Consider the following 17,348-nt stretch of genomic DNA (forward strand, 5'->3'; position numbering starts at 1 on the left):
CGCACTCATATACGGACGCATACGGACATCGCCATGGACCTTGCCACCTTTCTCGTGCAGTGCCTGAACGCCGTCCAGTACGGGCTGCTGCTGTTCCTGCTGGCCTCCGGCCTGACGCTGATCTTCGGGATCATGGGCGTGATCAACCTGGCCCATGGCAGCTTCTACATGATCGGCGCCTACATGGCCTTTGCGCTGTCCCCGCTGCTGGGCCAGCACTTCATCACCATGCTGCTGGCCGGCGTGGCGCTGACCGTGGTGCTGGGCTATGCGCTGGAGTGGGCCTTCTTCAGCTACCTCTACGAGCGCGAGCACCTGCAGCAGGTGCTGATGACCTTCGGGCTGATCCTGGTGTTCGAGGAGCTGCGCTCGCTGCTGGCGGGCAACGACGTGCATGGCGTGCCGCTGCCCGGCTGGCTGTCGGGCAGCTTCTCGCTGGGCGGGCTCATGAGCTATCCGTGGTACCGGCTGTTCGCCTCGGGCGTGTGCCTGCTGGTGGCGCTGGCGCTGTACTGGGTGGTCCACCGCACGCGCCTGGGAATGATGGTGCGCGCGGGCGCCAGCAACCGCGACATGGTGCGCGGCCTGGGCATCGACGTGAAGCGCCTGTACCGCATCGTCTTCGCCATCGGCGTGGCGCTGGCGGCACTGGCGGGCATGATCGCCGCGCCCATGAGTTCGGTCTATCCGGGCATGGGCGGCAACGTGCTCATCATCTGCTTCGTGGTGGTGGTGATCGGCGGCATCGGCTCGATCACGGGCGCGCTGCTGGCCTCGCTGCTGGTGGGCTTTGTCGATACCTTCGGCAAGCTGTTCTTCCAGGAGCTCAGCGGCATGAGCGTCTACCTGCTGATGGCGGTGGTGCTGGTGTGGCGGCCCCAGGGCCTGATGGGGCAAAGGAGCTGAACAATGGCCGTATCCAATCCTTCTCCGGCGCTGCTGGCAGCTGCCGTGCAGCCCCTGCAGCCTGTGCAGCCCGTAGAGATGCCGCAGCGCGCCTGCCGATGGCAGGCCTGCGCCGTGCCGCTGGCCTGCGTGGCGCTGCTGGCGCTGGCCGGCCCCTGGTGGTCGGACTATCTGTCGGGACTGGTGGTCAAGACCATGATCCTGGCCATCTTCGCGCTCAGCCTGCAGCTGCTGGTGGGCGGCACGGGCCTGGTGAGCCTGGGGCATGCGGCCTTCATGGGCCTGGGCGCCTATGCCGCCGTGCTGTCCGCAGGCAACGAGGGCGGCAGCCTGCCGGCCATGCTGGGCTGGGCGCTGCTGGCCTCGGGTGGCTATGCGCTGCTGGTGGGCCTGCTGAGCCTGCGCACGCGCGGCATCTACTTCATCATGGTGACGCTGGCCTTCGCACAGATGGCCTACTTCGTGGTCCACGACACGGGCATCGGCGGCGGCAGCGATGGCATCTACCTGATGGCCCGGCCCGCGCTGGGCGCCATCGACATGGAAATCCCGCGCGTGCAGTACTACGTGGTGCTGGCCGCCCTGGTGCTGGTCTATGCCTTCCTGGCCGGGCTGCGCCAGTCGCGCTTCGGCGCGGCGCTGGCGGGCATACGCGTCAACGAACAGCGCATGCGTGCGGCCGGCTTTACCACCTACGGGTACAAGCTCGCGGCCTTCGTGCTGGCCGGCATGCTGGCTGGCGTGGCAGGCTTTCTGCTGGCGGTGCGCGATGCCGTGGTCAACCCCGAGCTGCTGTCCTGGCACCACTCGGGCGAGGTGCTGCTGATGGTCATCCTCGGCGGCCTGGGCTCGCTGCGCGGCGCCGTGCTGGGCACGGTGGCCTTCGTCGCGCTCAAGGAGGTGCTGTCCACGCATGCCATCGTCGGCCCCATGGCCGACCACTGGCAGCTGAGCCTGGGCCTGGCCATCATCGTGCTCGTGGCCCTGCTGCCGAAAGGACTGATGGGGCTGATCGGGCTGGCGGGCCTTGCACGGCAACGCGCCGGAGTACACAACGAGGTCCACCACAAGGAGGCCGGACATGGCTGATGCGGCACTGCTTTCGGTGCGCGGCCTCACGCGCCGCTTCGGCGGGCTCACGGCCGTGGGCGGCGTGGACCTGGACCTGCACGAGGGTGAGGTCCACGCCGTGATCGGCACCAACGGCGCGGGCAAGTCCACCCTGGTCAACATGCTCTCGGGCGAACTGGCGGCCAGCGCGGGGCGCATTGCGCTCGCCGGCCAGGACGTCACGCGCATGCCCCAGCCCCGGCGTGCGCGTGCCGGCGTGGGCCGCAGCTACCAGCGCACCACCATCTTTCCCGAGTTCTCGGCGCTGGAGAACTGCCGGCTCGCGGCCCAGGCGCAGATGGCGCTCAGGCCCTGGCAACTGGGCCTGTCCGCACAGCGCTGCGCGGCCAGCCTGCGCCAGGCCCATGCGGCCCTGGAGCGTGCGGGCCTGGCCGGGCAGGCCCAGGCCGTGGCCGGCACGCTGAGCCACGGCGCCAAGCGCCAGCTGGAAGTGGCCATGTGCCTGGCCACCGGCCCGCGCGTGCTGCTGCTGGACGAACCGCTGGCCGGCATGGGCGCCGAGGAGACCGAGCGCATGCTGGCCCTGCTGCAGGAGCTCAAGCGCGGCCATGCGGTACTGCTGGTCGAGCACGACATGGACGCCGTGTTCCGCATCGCCGACCGCATCACCGTGATGGTCAACGGCAGCGTGGTGGCCACGGGCACGCCCGCGCAGATCCGTGTCGATCCGGTCGTGCGTACAGCCTACTTGGGAGAAGACGATGACTGAGCCCATGTTCGCCATCGACGAGCTGCATACCTACTACGGCGACAGCCACATCCTGCAGGGCGTGAGCCTGGCGCTGGGCGCGGGCCAGGCCGTGGGCCTGCTGGGGCGCAACGGCATGGGCAAGACCACGCTGATCCGCACGCTCATGGGCTATGTGCCCGCGCGCCGTGGCCGCCTGCGCGCCGATGGCCGCGACTGCACGGGCGCGCCGCCCGAGCGCATGGCGCGGCTGGGCATTGGCTATGTGCCAGAGGGGCGCGGCATCTTCCCCAACCTCAGCGTGCGCGAGAACCTGGTCATGAGCGCCCGCCCCGGCCTGCAGGGCGAGCGCCACTGGACGCTGGAGCGCGTGCTCGACACCTTCCCCCGGCTCGCGGAGCGCCTGGCCAACGGCGGCGACCAGCTCTCTGGCGGCGAGCAGCAGATGCTGTCCATAGGCCGCGCGCTGATGACGCACCCGCGCCTGCTCATCCTCGACGAAGCCACCGAAGGCCTGGCCCCCCTGGTCGTCGCCGAAATCTGGCGCGTGATCGCCGCCATCCGCAGCACCGGCATCTCCACCCTGATCGTGGACCGCGACTACAAAAAGGTCCTGGCCCACACCGACCGCGCCGTCGTCATGACCAAGGGCCGGCTGGCGCTGCAGGCCGATTCGCGGGAGCTGCTGGCGGAGCCGGAGCGCCTGTCGGAGTTGCTGGGGGTTTGATCAGGGCTGGGCCGCCACCGGCGGCTGCGCCGCGAGCTTGACGTTCTGCGCATGCGTGGGCGGCAGCAGCGCCATGGTCAGGCTGCAGGTGCAGGTCAGGCGGCCGGTTTCGTCATGCAGTTCGATGGCCCAGACATGGGTGGTCTGGCCCAGGTGCACGGGGCGGGCCGTGCCCGTGACCCAGCCCTGGCGCGCGGCGCGCACATGGTTGGCCGAGACGTTCAGGCCCACGCTGCGCCAGCCATCGGGGATGGAGCAGGCCGCGGCCACCGAGCCCAGGGTCTCGGCCAGCACCACGTTCACGCCGCCGTGCAGGATGCCGTAGGGCTGGCAGGTGCGCTGGTCCACGTGCACGCGGCCGCGCAGGAAGTCGTCACCGATCTCGGTGAACTCGATGCCCAGGTGCGAGACGGCCGTGTCGGCGCTCAGCGAGGTGATGTCTTCAAGGGTGAAGCTGCGCTTCCAGATCGGCATGGGAGAAGTCCTGTGGGTGCAACGAAAAAGACGGCCCCGTGGGCCGTCCTTGCATGCTACGCCAGTCCAGGCAGCCATGCCGATGGCTGCCTGTAGCCCAGGAGACTGCGCGCTGGCGCGCTTGTGCGGGTCAGGCGCGCATGTCGCCCGTTTCGACAAAGCGCTGGTGCCAGCTCAGCGCTTCGCCCAGGATGTGCGGCGTGTGCAGCGCGCCCTGGCGCTGGGCGCGGTCGAAGTAGTCCTGCAACTGGGGGCGGAAGTCGGGATGGGCGCAGCGGTCGATGATGACCTGGGCGCGCTTGCGCGGCGACAGGCCGCGCAGGTCGGCCAGGCCCTGCTCGGTGACGATGATCTGCGTGTCGTGCTCGGTATGGTCCACGTGCGAGCACATGGGCACGATGCAGCTGATCTTGCCGCCCTTGGCCACCGAGGGCGTGACGAAGAAGGACAGGTAGCCGTTGCGCGCGAAGTCGCCCGAGCCGCCGATGCCGTTCATCATCCCCGTGCCCATGACGTGGGTGGAGTTGATGTTGCCGTAGATGTCGGCCTCGATCATGGAGTTCATGGCGATCACGCCCAGCCGGCGCACCAGCTCGGGGTGGTTGCTGATCTCCTGGGGGCGCAGGATGATGCGGTCGCGGTAGAAGTCGATGTTCTCCTCGAAGTCCCTGTAGGCGCTGCCGGACAGCGAGATCGAGGTGGCCGAGGCGCGGCTCATCTTGCCTGCGCGCAGCAGGTCCAGCATGCCGTCCTGCAGGACCTCGGTGAAGCCCAGCAGGTTCTCGAACGGCCCCGTCAGCAGGCCGGCCAGCACGGCGTTGGCCACGTTGCCCACGCCCGACTGGATGGGCAGCATCTCCTTGGGCAGGCGGCCCATCTTCATCTCGTGCGCGAGGAAGTCGATGATGGACGCGGCGATCAGGTTGGAGTTGGCGTCGGGCTGGGCAAAGACGTTGTCGCGGTCGCCCTTGTGGGTCTCGACCACGGCGACCACCTTGGCCGGGTCCACGCGCAGGTAGGGCTCGCCGATGCGGTCATCGGCATGGGTCAGGGCAATGGGCACGCGGCGCGGCGGGATGGCCGTGCCGTAGTAGATGTCGTGCATGCCTTCCATCTTGGCCGGCGGCTTGGTGTTGACCTCCAGGATCACCTTGTCGGCGATCTCCAGCCAGGTCTTGTTGTTGCCCACGGCGGTGGAGGGGATGAGGCGTCCGTCCTCGGTCACGCCCAGCACCTCGACCACGGCCACGCTCATGGGGCCCAGGAAGCCGAACCACGCATGCTGGGCCACGTGGGACAGGTGCATGTCGATGAAGTCGATCTCGCCGGCATTGATCCTGGCGCGGCAGGTGGGGTCGGTGTTGAAGGGCAGGCGCTGGCCCAGTGCGCCGGCCTCGGCCAGGGCGCCGTCCATCTCGGCGGCCGTGGAGGCGCCGGTCCAGACATTGATCTTGTAGGGCCGGCCGGCCGCGTGTTCGCTCTTGGCGTGCTGGGCGATGGCCTGGGGCAGGGCCTTGGGGTAGCCCGCGCCCGTGAACCCGCTCATGCCGACGTTGACGCCGTGGGGGATCAGGGCGGCGGCCTGCTCGGCCGTCATGGTGCGCGAAAGGAATTCTGGGAAACGTACGCGGTCTGCGAGGGACATCTATGGCTCCGGCTGACGGCTCGCGCCAGCCGGCAGGGTGCCGCAGCGCTGGCTTGCAAGCCTAAAAAAAACCGCCCCATGCAAGAACGCAAGGGCGGTATATCTCCGGAAACCGATGGTAGCAGCGCTGGCAGCGGCCCTCGGGTTTCCCCGTAAAGGCCCTGCCGCGCAGTCAAAGGCTCAAAGAATGTTTGCGTGTGCTCACATTCAATGAATCAGTGGCTGATCGTCGCGTGCGTGATCCAGCAGCGCGTACAGGATGATGGCGCCGAAAGTCGCGGTCCCGATGCCGCCCAGCGCGAAGTCGCCGAACTTGAGCGTGAAGTCGCCCGTGCCCAGGATCAGGGTGATGGCCGCCACGATCAGGTTCTTGTTCTGCGAGAAGTCCACGCGGTTGTCCACCCAGATCTTGGCGCCGGCCACGGCGATCAGGCCGAACACCACGATGGACACGCCGCCCATCACGGGCAGCGGGATCGCCTGGATCAGCGCGCCGAACTTGGGCGAGAAGCCCAGCAGCACGGCCAGGACGGCGGCCACGAAGAACACGGCCGTCGAGTAGATGCGCGTGGCGGCCATCACGCCGATGTTCTCGGCATAGGTGGTCACGCCGGTGCCGCCGGCCGCGCCGCTGACCATGGTGGCCACGCCGTCGCCGATGAAGGCCCGGCCCATGTACTGGTCCAGGTTCTTGCCCGTCATGGCGGTCACGGCCTTGATGTGGCCCAGGTTCTCGGCCACCAGGATGATGACCACGGGCACGATGAGCACCATGGCCGGGCCGCTGAACACGGGCGCGTGGAACTGGGGCAGGCCGAACCAGGCGGCATTGGCCACGCCCGACAGGTCCACGGGCTTGCCCATGCCCAGCACATTGGTGAACAGGCCGTACAGCACGCTGGCGGCGATCAGGCCCACCAGGATCAGCAGGCGCTGCACCATGCCGCGCGTGAACACGGCCACCAGGCCCACGCAGACGAAGGTCAGGGCCTGCATCCACGACTCGAAGTTGTTGGCCGCCATGTTCTTGACGGGTATGGCCGCCAGGTTCAGCCCGATCACGGCCACCACGGCGCCCGTGACCACGGGCGGCATGAAGCGCTCGATCCAGCGCGTGCCCACCAGCTGCACCACCAGGCCGATCAGCGCATAGACCGCGCCGCAGGCAATGATGCCGCCCAGCGCCACGCCGATGTTGCCGTTGGCGCCCTTGCCGCCATAGGCCGTGGCTGCGATCACCACGCCGATGAAGGCAAAGGACGAACCCAGGTAGCTGGGCACCTTGCCGCCCGTGATCAGGAAGAAGATCAGCGTGCCGATGCCGCTCATGAGCACGGCCACGTTGGGGTCGAACCCCATGAGGATGGGCGCCAGCACGGTGGAGCCGAACATGGCGATCACGTGCTGTATGCCCATCAGCCCGGTCTGGGGCCAGGGCAGGCGCTCATCGGGGCCGATCACGCCTCCCCGTTGCAGCTGGTCGGCGGATTTCTCCGTCCATTGGAAAAGGCCCATGTGGCATCGCTCCTTGTAAAAATTGGCGCGATATTAGAGGCATTTGTTTTCTGGCAGGAGGGGGCGAGCGGAAATTTTTTCCCAGTGTTTGTGCGCAGATACGCGATCCGGCCCGCAGACTTTGTCGCCCAGGTGCCAGGCTAATGGCTTTCCCGTCTGGGCTCGCGGGCAGCGCGCGCGTACCGTGGCCGGTCATGAGCCACACCCCTGCCTTCATCCCCCAGATCCGCCTGTACCAGGACTGGCTGCGCGAGCGCCACGGCCTGCAGTTCGACAGCTACGACGCGCTGTGGCGCTGGTCGGTGACCGACCTGGACGCCTTCTGGCAAAGCATCTGGGACTACAACGCGCTGCAGTCGCCCACGCCGCACACGGCCGTGCTGGAGCGCAACACCATGCCCGGCGCCCAGTGGTTTCCGGGTGCCCAGATCAACTACACGCGCCAGGCGCTGCGCCATGTGGATGCCGCCCATGCGGCCGGCATGCCCGCCGTGGTCAGCCGCAACGAGACGGGCCGCCACCGCGAACTGTCCTGGCCCGACCTGCGCCGCCAGGTCGCCGCCCTGGCCCTGCACCTGAAGGCCCAGGGCGTGGGCCGCGGCGACCGCGTGGCTGCCTACCTGCCCAACATCCCCGAGGCCATGGTCGCCCTGCTGGCCACGGCCAGCCTGGGCGCCGTCTGGAGCATCTGCGCGCCCGACATGGGCACCAACGCGGTGCTGGACCGCTTTCGCCAGATCGCGCCCAAGGCGCTGATCGCCGTCGATGGCGTGCACTACGCCGGGCGCGATATCGACCGCATGGCCGTGCTGGCGGAGCTGCGCGCAGGCCTGCCCAGCGTGGAGCATGTGGTCCTTGTGCCCAACCTGGACCTGCAGGCCAGGCTGGCCGATGCCGCCGACTACGGCCAGGTCACGGCGCGCGACGACGCGGCCACGGCGGCCTTCGAGCCCGAATGGCTGCCCTTCGACCACCCGCTGTGGATCGTCTACTCCAGCGGCACCACCGGCCTGCCCAAGCCCATCGTCCACGGCCATGGCGGCATGGTGCTGGTGGCCCTGCAGCTCAAGGCCCTGCACAACGACGTGGGCTGCAGCTACCACCCCAACAGCTGGGGCGAGCGCTACCACTGGTACAGCTCCACGGGCTGGGTGATGTGGAACGCCCAGGTCTCGGGCCTGCTGGGCGGCACCACCTGCGTGATCTTCGACGGCAGCCCCGGCGGCAGCAAGGACAGGCCCGACTGGGGCGTGCTGTGGCGCTTCGCGGCCGAGACCGGCGTGACCAGCTTCGGCTCGGGCGCGGCCTTCTACGCCAACTGCATGAAGGCCGGCGTGGACCTGGCCCAGTGCGGCGACCTGTCGCGCATCCGCAGCCTGGGCACCACGGGCTCGCCGCTGTCGCCCGAGGTGCAAAGCTGGGGCACGGCGCAGTTCGCAGGCATGGGGCGGCCTGACATCTGGTGGAACAACATCTCGGGGGGCACCGACTTCGCGGGCGCCTTCATCGGCGGCCACCGCGAGCTGCCCCAGCAGCCGGGCATCATGCAGTGCCGCCAGCTGGGCGCGGCCGTGGAGGCCTGGAACGAGCAGGGCCAGCCCGTCATCGACGAGGTGGGCGAGCTGGTCTGCACCCAGCCCATCCCCTCCATGCCGCTGTACCTGTGGGGCGATGCGGACGGCAAGCGCTACCTGTCCAGCTACTTCGACATGTACCCGGCCGGCCACGGCCGCGCGCCCGGCGGCGGTGACGGCCCCGCCGCCATGGGCCCGGTCTGGCGCCACGGCGACTGGATACGCATCCTCCCGGACGGCGGCTGCATCATCTACGGCCGCAGCGACGCCACCATCAACCGCCACGGCCTGCGCATGGGCACCAGCGAGATCTACAGCGCCGTCGAGGCCCTGCCCGAAGTGCTGGACTCCATGGTCGTGGACCTCGAATACCTGGGCCGCGAAAGCTACATGCCGCTGTTCGTGGTGCTGCGCCCGGGCGTGGATCTGGACGACGCCCTGCGCGCGCGCCTGCAGGGCGCCATCCGCCAGGCCCTGTCGCCGCGCTTCGTGCCCGACGAGATCGTGCAGGTGGCCGAAATCCCGCGCACGCTCAGCGGCAAGAAGCAGGAGCTGCCCATCAAGAAGCTGATGCTGGGCCAGCCGCTGGACAAGGTGGTCAACAAGGAGGCCATGGCCAACCCGGGCTGCCTGGACTGGTATGTGGGCTTTGCGGCGCAGCATGCCAAGGCACAGGCCGCCTGATATTCAAACGGTATCAGTGGCTCGGTTTTTAATATTGGACTGCGACAGACCGGCTGCCTAGAGTGGGGTCCAACCATGGAGCCCTGCAATGAGCGTGCTTGATTCCCTTGCCCTGACCCGCATCCCCGCCGAGGACGAAGCCCTGCGCGCCGAGGTGCGCGCCTTCCTCGCCCAGGCCATAAGCGGCCTGCCGCCCCATGTGCGCGCGCGCTCCTGGGGCGGCTACAGCGCCGAATTGAGCCGGCAACTGGGCGAAAAGGGCTGGATAGGCGTCACCCTGCCGCGCGAGTACGGCGGTGGCGGGCGCAGCGCCTTCACGCGATACGTGCTGGTGGAGGAATACCTGGCCTGCGGCGCGCCCGTGGGCTCGCACTGGATTGCCGACCGCCAGAGCGGCCCGCTGATCCTCAAGTACGGCACCGAGGCGCAAAAGCAGTTCTACCTGCCGCGCATCTGCCGGGGCGAGGCCTTCTTTTGCATCGGCATGAGCGAGCCCGGCGCGGGCTCGGACCTGGCCAGCGTGAAGACGCGCGCCGTGCCGAACGGCAAGGGTTTCGTGCTCAACGGCCAGAAAATCTGGACCACCAACGCCCACCACTGCCACTACATGATTGCCCTGGTGCGCACCTCGGGCGAGGCGGGTGACCGGCACAAGGGGCTGTCCCAGGTCATCGTGGACCTGTCGCTGCCGGGCGTGACCGTGCGGCCCATCACCGACCTCTCGGGCGACAGCCATTTCTGCGAAGTCTTCTTCGACAACGTGCAGCTGCCGCCCGACGCCCTGATCGGCCAGGAAGGCCAGGGCTGGGAGCAGGTCACGGCCGAGCTGGCCTTCGAACGCAGCGGGCCCGAGCGGCTGTTCTCCAGCATCGTGCTGTTCGACGAATGGCTGGCCTGGCTGCGTGCAACGGGCGAGCGCAGCGAAGGCGCGCTGCGCCTGGCCGGCCGCGTGTTCACCGAGCTGGCCCCGCTGCGCGCCATGTCGGTGGCCGTGCAGGACAAGCTGGTGCGCGGCGAAAGCCCCATCGTCGAGGCGGCCCTGGTCAAGGAGCTGGGCACGACGCTGGAGCAGTCCATTCCCGCCGCCATTGCCGACGACCTGTTCGCACGCGAGGCGTCCGAGGTTCCGCTGGAGCTGCTGCGCACCCTCAACTACGTGACGGAGGTGGCACCTTCGTACTCGCTGCGCGGCGGCACGCGCGACATCCTGCGCGGAATGATCGCGCGTGGCCTCGGCCTGCGTTGAATAAGGTTCCCCCTGAGTTGGGGCGCGCCAGTTTCAAACGGAACGCCCAAGGCCTGGCGTCATGTGTCATGAATGGAGAGAGACATGGAAGACGATTTGTTTGCCGATGCCGCACGCCAGCTGCTGCAGGGCGAGAGCACGCCCGCGCGGGTGCGCGCCATCGAGGCCGGGGGCTCGCCCCGGGCGCTGTGGCAATCGCTGGAGCAGGCCGGCTTTGCCGATGCCCTGGTGCCTGAGCACGCGGGCGGCGCGGGGCTGGCGCTGGCGCAGCTGTTCGATGTGTGGTCGCTGGCCGGCGCCCATGCGCTGCCCGTGCCGCTGGGCGAGACCATGCTGGCGCGCGCGCTGCTGGCTGGCGCGGGGGCGGAGCGTCCACCAGGCGCCATCGCGTTGGCGCAAGGCCTGCTCCAGCCGGATGGCAGCCTGCACTGCGCACCCGTGCGCCTGGGCGCGGTGGCGGACAGCGCGCTGGTGCAGCATGCGCAGGGCTGGAGCCTGCTGCCCGTGGCGCAGGCGCAGTCCGAGCCGGCGGCCTTCTGCCTGGACGTGAACCTGCGCTGGAGCGCCGATCAGGTCCGCGCAGCACCTGCTCCCGATATCGCCCTGCCGGATGGGCTGGACCTGCGCACGCTGCAGGCCGGCCTGGTGGCGGCGCAGCTGGCGGGCGCGCTCATGGAGGTGTTCCAGCGCACGCTGCAGTACGCGAACGAGCGCCAGCAGTTCGGCCGCCCCATCGGCAAGTTCCAGGCCATACAGCACCAGCTGGCGGTGATGAGCGAGCATGTCTTCGCCGCGCGCATGGCGGCCCGGCTGGGCTGCGCGGGGCAGGGCATCTTCCCCGATCGGCTGCGCGTGGCCGTGGCCAAGGCGCGCTGCAGCCAGGCCGCGCTGGCCGTGGCCGAGGCGGCCCACGCCATCCACGGCGCCATGGGCTTCACCGAGGAATACGACCTGCAACTGCTCACGCGCCGCCTGCATGCCTGGCGCCAGACGGCGGGCTCCGAGTCGTACTGGCACGGTGTGGCAGGCGCCGCGCTGGTCCATGGCCACGCGGGCAGCACGCTGGACCTGATCCGTTCGACCATCGACATCACCGAATAAACCCTTGCTCAAGGAGTCTTCTCCATGTCCTTTCTGAACATCGCCCGCGACGGCGCCATCTGGACCCTCACCATGAACCAGCCCGAGACGCGCAATGCGCTCACGGGCAACACGGCCGTGGAGGAATTCGTGCAGGTCTGCGACGAGATCCGGCGCGACGCCTCGGTCAAGGCCGTCATCCTCACGGGCGCCGGCCCCATCTTCAGCTCGGGCGGCAACGTCAAGGACATGCAGCGCTTCTTCGACGACGCGCTCACGCCCGACGCCATCCGCGAGGAGTACCGCCAGGGCATACAGCGCATTCCGCGCGCCCTCAACCAGCTGGACGTGCCCGTGATCTGCGCCATCAACGGCCCGGCCATCGGCGCGGGGCTGGACCTGACCTGCATGTGCGACATCCGCATCGCCAGCGAGACGGCCACCTTTGCCGAGAGCTTCGTGCGCGTGGGCATCGTCCCCGGGGACGGCGGCGCCTGGCTGTTGCCGCGCGCCGTGGGCCGCGCCAAGGCGGCCGAGATGGCGTTCACGGGCGAGGCCATCGACGCGCAGCAGGCCCTGGCCTGCGGCCTGGTCAGCCGCGTCGTGCCCGCCGACCAGCTGCTGGCCACGGCGCGCGCGCTGGCCGACAAGATCGCCGCCAACCCCGGCGCCGTGATGCGCATGACCAAGCGCCTGCTGCGCGAGGGCGAGCACAGCACGCTGGAGTCGCTGCTGGAGCTGTCCGCCGGCTACCAGGCCCTGGCGCACAAGACCGCCGACCACCGCGAGGCCGTGATGGCCTTCGTGGAGAAGCGTAAGCCCCGGTTTCAGTGACCGGGCCCGCCCGGCCCCCGCCACGGGGGCATGGGCCGTGTGTGACACAACACAAATGGACACTCCCCGGTGCCGACCTCCCGGCGGGAGTGGGCGCCCATGTACTGCGCACACAGTACACTTTGCGCGTCGAGAGGCAACTCTCCCATCCACCGCACTCCCAGTCCCATGGCCGTTGAAACGACGAGTACTGCCCGCCCCAGCTTCGACCTCAAGAGCGCGCAACTGCCCGTGGTGGCCGTGACCCTGCGGGATACCGACGTACGTGCGCTCGTGGCCGACCTGGCCCAGCGCCTGGCCGACGACCCGGATTTCTTCGACAACGACCCCGTGCTGATCGACCTGGCCCATGTGCGCGAGGCCGAGGAGGCCATCGACTTCGCCGTGCTCGTGGAGGCGCTGCGCTTTCACCGCACCGTGCCCGTGGCCGTGCGCGGCGGCAGCCCGGCGCAGATGGAGGCGGCGCGTGCCGCAGGCCTGGCGCCCGCGCCCGAGGCCGCACCCGTGCGGCCCACGGTGCCCGAGATCGAGATCCAGGAAGTCGTGCGCGAGGTCGAGGTGGTGCGCGAGGTGCCTGCTCCCCAGGCCGACGCCCTCATCGTGGACAAGCCGCTGCGCTCGGGTCAGCGCGTCTATGCACGCGGCACCGACATCGTGGTGCTGGCCATGGTCAGCTATGGTGCCGAAGTCATCGCCGACGGCAACGTCCATGTCTACGCGCCGCTGCGCGGCAGGGCCATCGCCGGGGCGCGCGGCAACACCGAGGCGCGCATCTTCAGCACCTGCATGGAAGCACAGCTGCTGTCGATTGCCGGCATCTATCGCACAATCGAGACCGATCTCCCCGCGGATGTGGCCGCCAGGCCCGCCAAGGTGCGTCTCGACGGCGAGAAAATCCTCATCGAGCCGGTATGACACCGGACCCTTCTTCTTTGCTCTCCAGTCTTTAAGGAACCGTGCAAACATGGCCAAAATAGTCGTCGTGACCTCCGGCAAGGGTGGCGTGGGCAAGACCACCACCAGCGCCAGCTTCGCATCGGGCCTCGCATTGCGCGGGCACAAGACCGCCGTCATCGATTTCGACGTGGGCCTGCGCAACCTGGACCTGATCATGGGCTGCGAGCGCCGCGTGGTCTACGACCTGATCAACGTCATCCAGGGCGAGGCCAACCTCAACCAGGCCCTGATCAAGGACAAGCAGTGCGACAACCTCTTCGTGCTGGCCGCCTCCCAGACGCGTGACAAGGATGCGCTGACGCAGGACGGCGTCAAGAAGATCCTGGACGACCTGGCGGGCATGGACTTCGAGTACATCGTCTGCGACTCGCCGGCCGGCATCGAAAGCGGTGCGCTGATCGCCATGCACTTCGCCGACGAGGCCCTGGTCGTGACCAACCCCGAAGTCTCCTCCGTGCGCGACTCCGACCGCATCCTGGGCATGCTCAGCTCCAAGACCGCGCGCGCCATAGCGGGCGAGAGCGTCAAGGAACACCTGCTGATCACGCGCTACAACCCCAACCGCGTGCAGGACGGCCAGATGCTGTCGCTGGAGGACATCCAGGACATCCTGCGCATCGAGCTGATCGGCGTCGTGCCCGAGTCCGAAACCGTGCTGCAGGCCTCCAACCAGGGCATCCCCGCCGTGCACATGCAGGGCTCGGACGTGGCCGAGGCCTACCAGGACGTGGTCGCGCGCTTCCTGGGCGAGGAAAAGCCCATGCGCTTCACCGAAGCGCAAAAGCCCGGCTTCTTCAAACGCATGTTCGGGGGGAGGTAAGCGGCCATGTCCATGCTCTCTTTCCTGCTCGGAGAAAAGAAGAAAACGGCCTCGGTGGCCAAGGAGCGCCTGCAGATCATCCTCGCGCGCGAACGCGTGGGCGGCAACGGCGGTGGCCCCGACTACCTGCCTGCGCTGCAAAAGGAGCTGATGGCGGTGATCTCCAAGTACGTGGACATCGACGTCAACGACATCAAGGTGCACCTGGAGCGCCAGGAAAACCTGGAAGTGCTCGAAGTCAAGATCGAACTGCCCGACGCCTCGCGCTGAGCGCCGCCCGGCGCCGTGCTCAGCCCAGGCGCAGCGTGCAGCGCAACCCGCCCAGCGGGCTTGGCCCCATCTCCAGCGATCCACCATAGGTCTCGGCGATGTCGCGCACGATGGCCAGGCCCAGGCCGTGGCCCTGGGCCTGTTCGTCGAAGCGGACACCGCGCTCCATGGCCTGCGCGAGATGCTCCGGTGCCAGGCCTGGGCCGTCGTCATCGATCTGCAGCAGCGTCGTCGTGCCATCCTGGCACACGGCCAGCGTGACGCGGCTGCGTGCCCACTTGCCGGCGTTGTCCAGCAGGTTTCCCGCCATCTCCTCCAGGTCCGAGGCCGCGCCGCGCCAGCGCTGCCCATGGCCGGGCAGCGGCGTGGAGGTCTGGATGGACCAGGACAGGCGCCGCTGGGCGTGGATCTGGCGCATGGCATCCAGCAGCCGGGCCAGCACCTCATCCAGCGCCACGCTGCCGGCGCTGCCGGCGCCGCTGGCGAAGCGCGCCAGATGGCGGTCGATGGTGTGGGACATGGCCTGTACCTGGTCACGCAGCCACGGGCCATCGACCTGATGGCCGCGTGCCTGGATGCCGAGCACGGCCAGCGGCTTCTTGAGCGCATGGCTCAGGTCGGCCGCCTGGTGGCGCGCGCGCTCCACGACCTGGGCATTGCGCTGCAGCACCTGGTCCACGGCCTCGGCAATCGGGTCCAGGTCGGGGCCGAAGTGCCGCCCCAGCTGCGTGCGTGTGCCGTCTTCCATGTCCTGCAGCGCCTGCTGCAGGCTGCGCAGCGGCTGCAATCCCAGGCGCACCAGCGCCACCGTGCACAGCAGCAGCGCGGCGACCAGGCCCAGTTCGGTGACCAGCAGGATGCGGTCGATGCGGCGCCATTCCTGGCGCGTACCGTCCAGCGGGCCGAAGACATGCAGCTGCACGCGCCGGCCCGCGACATCGAAGCTGCGGCGCAGGCCCAGCAGTTCGCGCCCCTGCGGCCCGCGCAGCGACAGCAGCGTCTCGCTGCCCTTGTGCCGGGGCCAGGGACGGGCGTCGTCCAGCTCCAGGCTGTCGTCCCAGACAGAGCGCGACTGCTGCAGCCGCCCGTCCTGCTCCAGTGTCCAGTACCAGCCCGAGAAAATGCGGCCGAACTCGCCGCGATTGAGCCGCGCGCCCTGTCCGGTCAGGGGCCCAGGGGACTGCAGCTCGGCCTGCAGCCGCTCGGCACGGTCCTGCAGGCCGGCCTTGAAGCTGCGTAGCACCGCATCGTGCAACTGCTCGCGCAGCAGCCAGCTGGCGGCCGTGCCGCAGGCCAGCGTGGCCACCAGGCTCAGTGCCAGCAGGCGCTCCGACAGGCCCCAGTGCCTAGGACGCATGGTCGCCGCTGGCCTGCTGCAGGCGAAAGCCCCGTCCGCGCTCGGTATGGATCAGGCCATGCGGGGACAGTTTGCGGCGGATGCGGCCGACCAGCACGTCCACGGTGTTGGAGTCCGGGTCCAGGTCGCGTGCGTAGACATGCTCGCTGATGTCGGCGCGGCTGACGAGCTGTCCATGCCGGTCGGTCAGAAAGCTCAGGATGCGTTGCTCCTGCGCGGTCAGCGCAAGCGGCCGACCTTCGAGCGTGAAGCGGTCTGCCATGGTGTCGTAGGCCAGCGGGCCTATCTGCACCAGGGGCCGGCTGCCGCCTGCTGCGCGCCGGTGCAGCACGCGCAGCCGCGTGACGACCTCCTCGTGCAGAAAGGGCTTGGTCAGGTAGTCGTCCGCGCCGGCCTGGAAAGCCGTGAGCTTGTCGCTCCAGCGGTTGCGGGCCGTGAGCACCAGCACGGGAAAGGAGCGGCCCTGCTCGCGCCAATGGCGCAGCACCGAGACGCCGTCCTGTCCTGGCAGCCCCAGGTCCAGCAAGGCGGCGTCATAGTGTTCGACGCTGCCCAGTTCCTGGGCGAGGCGGCCGTCCGCGCAGCACTCGGCCAGCATGCCGGCCTCCTGCAGGATGGCCTGCAGGCCTGCAGCAAGATCGGCGTCGTCTTCGACGATGAGCACCCGCATCAGCGCAGTCCGTCCTCTTCGATGGGCTGGCCGCTGTACGCATCCACATGCACTTCGATGCTGCGGCCGGCGCTCAGCTGCAACTCGACCTCGTAGTAGGCGCGCTGCCGGACGTCGATCTTGAGCTCGGCCTCTGTGGCGCGGGCCTGGTACTTGCGCTCCAGTTCCTCAAGAATGCGCGGCAGCGGTTGCAGCGTGGCGGCCTGCTCCCGGCTCAGGACAGGCTCCGCCAGGATGCGGCCCGTCTGGGCGTCGGCGCGCAGCAGCTGCTCACGGCCTTCGCGCGTGAGCAGCTGGATCTCGTAGTAGGGCCTGGGGCTGCGCGTTTCCTCCAGCTCGATCTGCAGCACGGTGCCGGGATGCAAGCGGGTGACGGCTGCCGCCACGGCGGACATGGGTATCAGCACGGCGGTGGTCGCGCCCGGCCGGGGGATGTCCTGTCCCGTGACTGCATCGATATAGATCTCCGTGCGCTGGCCATTGGCGAGCTTGATTTCGTACCAGCGCCGGCCGTCGGCGCCGCGCTCGAGTTCGATGTCGATGACGCGCCCTTTGTGGCGCTGCTGCACGTCCTGGAGGATTTCCGCCAAGGGCCGCAGGCGCTTGGACTGCACCTCGCGGCGCACGCTTTCATGCTCCGCTGGCGTGGTGGCAGAGGCGGGCGCCAGCGGCAGGGCCAGCAAGGCAGCAAGTGCGAGGCGGAGTTTCACGGCCACGCATCTTATGTGCACGTTCTTAAACAGTGCATGAACGCGCCATTCATGCGCGGT

Annotated in this window: 17 protein-coding genes; 11 read left to right on the plus strand and 6 right to left on the minus strand. The window is 68.9% G+C overall.

What is annotated here, in order from left to right; translation table 11 throughout:
- Positions 1-33 precede the first annotated feature (33 nt).
- From ACF8NF_RS14455 to ACF8NF_RS14470, 4 genes are read left to right on the plus strand one after another with little or no spacing between them, the layout of a single operon-like run.
- Positions 34-906, plus strand: coding sequence for a branched-chain amino acid ABC transporter permease (locus ACF8NF_RS14455; protein WP_017405698.1), 873 nt, complete (start codon positions 34-36; stop codon positions 904-906).
- A gap of 3 nt (positions 907-909) precedes the next feature.
- Positions 910-1,995 carry a branched-chain amino acid ABC transporter permease gene (locus tag ACF8NF_RS14460; RefSeq protein ID WP_099732585.1) on the plus strand — a complete coding sequence of 362 codons (1,086 nt, stop codon included), beginning with the start codon at positions 910-912 and terminating at the stop codon, positions 1,993-1,995.
- Positions 1,988-2,746, plus strand: a complete 759-nt coding sequence (locus ACF8NF_RS14465; protein WP_071953933.1) for an ABC transporter ATP-binding protein — start codon at positions 1,988-1,990, stop codon at positions 2,744-2,746. The genes ACF8NF_RS14460 and ACF8NF_RS14465 overlap by 8 nt, the downstream gene beginning before the upstream one ends.
- Positions 2,739-3,452, plus strand: coding sequence for an ABC transporter ATP-binding protein (locus tag ACF8NF_RS14470; protein WP_392450761.1), 714 nt, complete (start codon positions 2,739-2,741; stop codon positions 3,450-3,452). Before ACF8NF_RS14465 ends, ACF8NF_RS14470 begins: the two co-directional genes overlap by 8 nt.
- Here ACF8NF_RS14470 and ACF8NF_RS14475 read toward each other — a convergent pair whose 3' ends face one another.
- From ACF8NF_RS14475 to ACF8NF_RS14485, 3 genes are all read right to left on the minus strand, one after another.
- Positions 3,453-3,926 carry a hotdog fold thioesterase gene (locus tag ACF8NF_RS14475; protein ID WP_017405693.1) on the minus strand — a complete coding sequence of 158 codons (474 nt, stop codon included), beginning with the start codon at positions 3,924-3,926 and terminating at the stop codon, positions 3,453-3,455.
- A gap of 130 nt (positions 3,927-4,056) precedes the next feature.
- Positions 4,057-5,571 (minus strand): acetyl-CoA hydrolase/transferase family protein, encoded by a 1,515-nt coding sequence (locus ACF8NF_RS14480; protein WP_043789488.1) that lies wholly within the window; start codon positions 5,569-5,571, stop codon positions 4,057-4,059.
- A 207-nt stretch (positions 5,572-5,778) separates the two neighbouring features.
- The gene (locus tag ACF8NF_RS14485) at positions 5,779-7,086 is read right to left on the minus strand and encodes a solute carrier family 23 protein (RefSeq protein WP_046239355.1); all 1,308 of its coding nucleotides are present in this window, start codon (positions 7,084-7,086) and stop codon (positions 5,779-5,781) included.
- Positions 7,087-7,280: 194 nt separating this feature from the next.
- On the opposite strand from ACF8NF_RS14485, the gene ACF8NF_RS14490 reads away from it, so the two are divergent.
- From ACF8NF_RS14490 to minE, 7 genes are all read left to right on the plus strand, one after another.
- Positions 7,281-9,344 carry an acetoacetate--CoA ligase gene (locus ACF8NF_RS14490; protein WP_338499241.1) on the plus strand — a complete coding sequence of 688 codons (2,064 nt, stop codon included), beginning with the start codon at positions 7,281-7,283 and terminating at the stop codon, positions 9,342-9,344.
- Between the two features lie 88 nt (positions 9,345-9,432).
- Positions 9,433-10,590, plus strand: coding sequence for an acyl-CoA dehydrogenase family protein (locus ACF8NF_RS14495; RefSeq protein ID WP_392416001.1), 1,158 nt, complete (start codon positions 9,433-9,435; stop codon positions 10,588-10,590).
- Positions 10,591-10,674: 84 nt separating this feature from the next.
- Complete coding sequence (locus ACF8NF_RS14500) at positions 10,675-11,691, plus strand: acyl-CoA dehydrogenase family protein (protein WP_392450762.1); 1,017 nt, start codon at positions 10,675-10,677, stop codon at positions 11,689-11,691.
- Between the two features lie 24 nt (positions 11,692-11,715).
- Positions 11,716-12,504, plus strand: coding sequence for a crotonase/enoyl-CoA hydratase family protein (locus ACF8NF_RS14505; protein ID WP_392450763.1), 789 nt, complete (start codon positions 11,716-11,718; stop codon positions 12,502-12,504).
- 168 nt (positions 12,505-12,672) lie between these two features.
- On the plus strand, positions 12,673-13,419 hold the full coding sequence (minC, locus tag ACF8NF_RS14510; RefSeq protein WP_017405687.1) for a septum site-determining protein MinC: 747 nt from the start codon (positions 12,673-12,675) through the stop codon (positions 13,417-13,419).
- 49 nt (positions 13,420-13,468) lie between these two features.
- Complete coding sequence (gene minD / locus ACF8NF_RS14515; protein ID WP_016452260.1) at positions 13,469-14,281, plus strand: septum site-determining protein MinD; 813 nt, start codon at positions 13,469-13,471, stop codon at positions 14,279-14,281.
- A gap of 6 nt (positions 14,282-14,287) precedes the next feature.
- The gene (gene minE, locus ACF8NF_RS14520) at positions 14,288-14,551 is read left to right on the plus strand and encodes a cell division topological specificity factor MinE (protein ID WP_012202033.1); all 264 of its coding nucleotides are present in this window, start codon (positions 14,288-14,290) and stop codon (positions 14,549-14,551) included.
- A 19-nt stretch (positions 14,552-14,570) separates the two neighbouring features.
- Here minE and ACF8NF_RS14525 read toward each other — a convergent pair whose 3' ends face one another.
- The 3 genes from ACF8NF_RS14525 to ACF8NF_RS14535 are packed head-to-tail and all read right to left on the minus strand — an operon-like array spanning position 14,571 to position 17,288.
- Positions 14,571-15,908, minus strand: a complete 1,338-nt coding sequence (locus ACF8NF_RS14525) for a sensor histidine kinase (protein WP_392450764.1) — start codon at positions 15,906-15,908, stop codon at positions 14,571-14,573.
- Positions 15,898-16,578, minus strand: a complete 681-nt coding sequence (locus ACF8NF_RS14530) for a response regulator transcription factor (protein ID WP_392450765.1) — start codon at positions 16,576-16,578, stop codon at positions 15,898-15,900. Before ACF8NF_RS14530 ends, ACF8NF_RS14525 begins: the two co-directional genes overlap by 11 nt.
- Entirely contained in the window at positions 16,578-17,288 is a 711-nt protein-coding gene (locus ACF8NF_RS14535; RefSeq protein ID WP_223275184.1) for a PepSY domain-containing protein, read from the minus strand. Before ACF8NF_RS14535 ends, ACF8NF_RS14530 begins: the two co-directional genes overlap by 1 nt.
- Between the last annotated feature and the right edge of the window lie 60 nt (positions 17,289-17,348).

It is taken from the genome of Delftia sp. WSY_22 (genome assembly GCF_043104185.1).
GTDB lineage: Bacteria > Pseudomonadota > Gammaproteobacteria > Burkholderiales > Burkholderiaceae_C > Comamonas > Comamonas tsuruhatensis.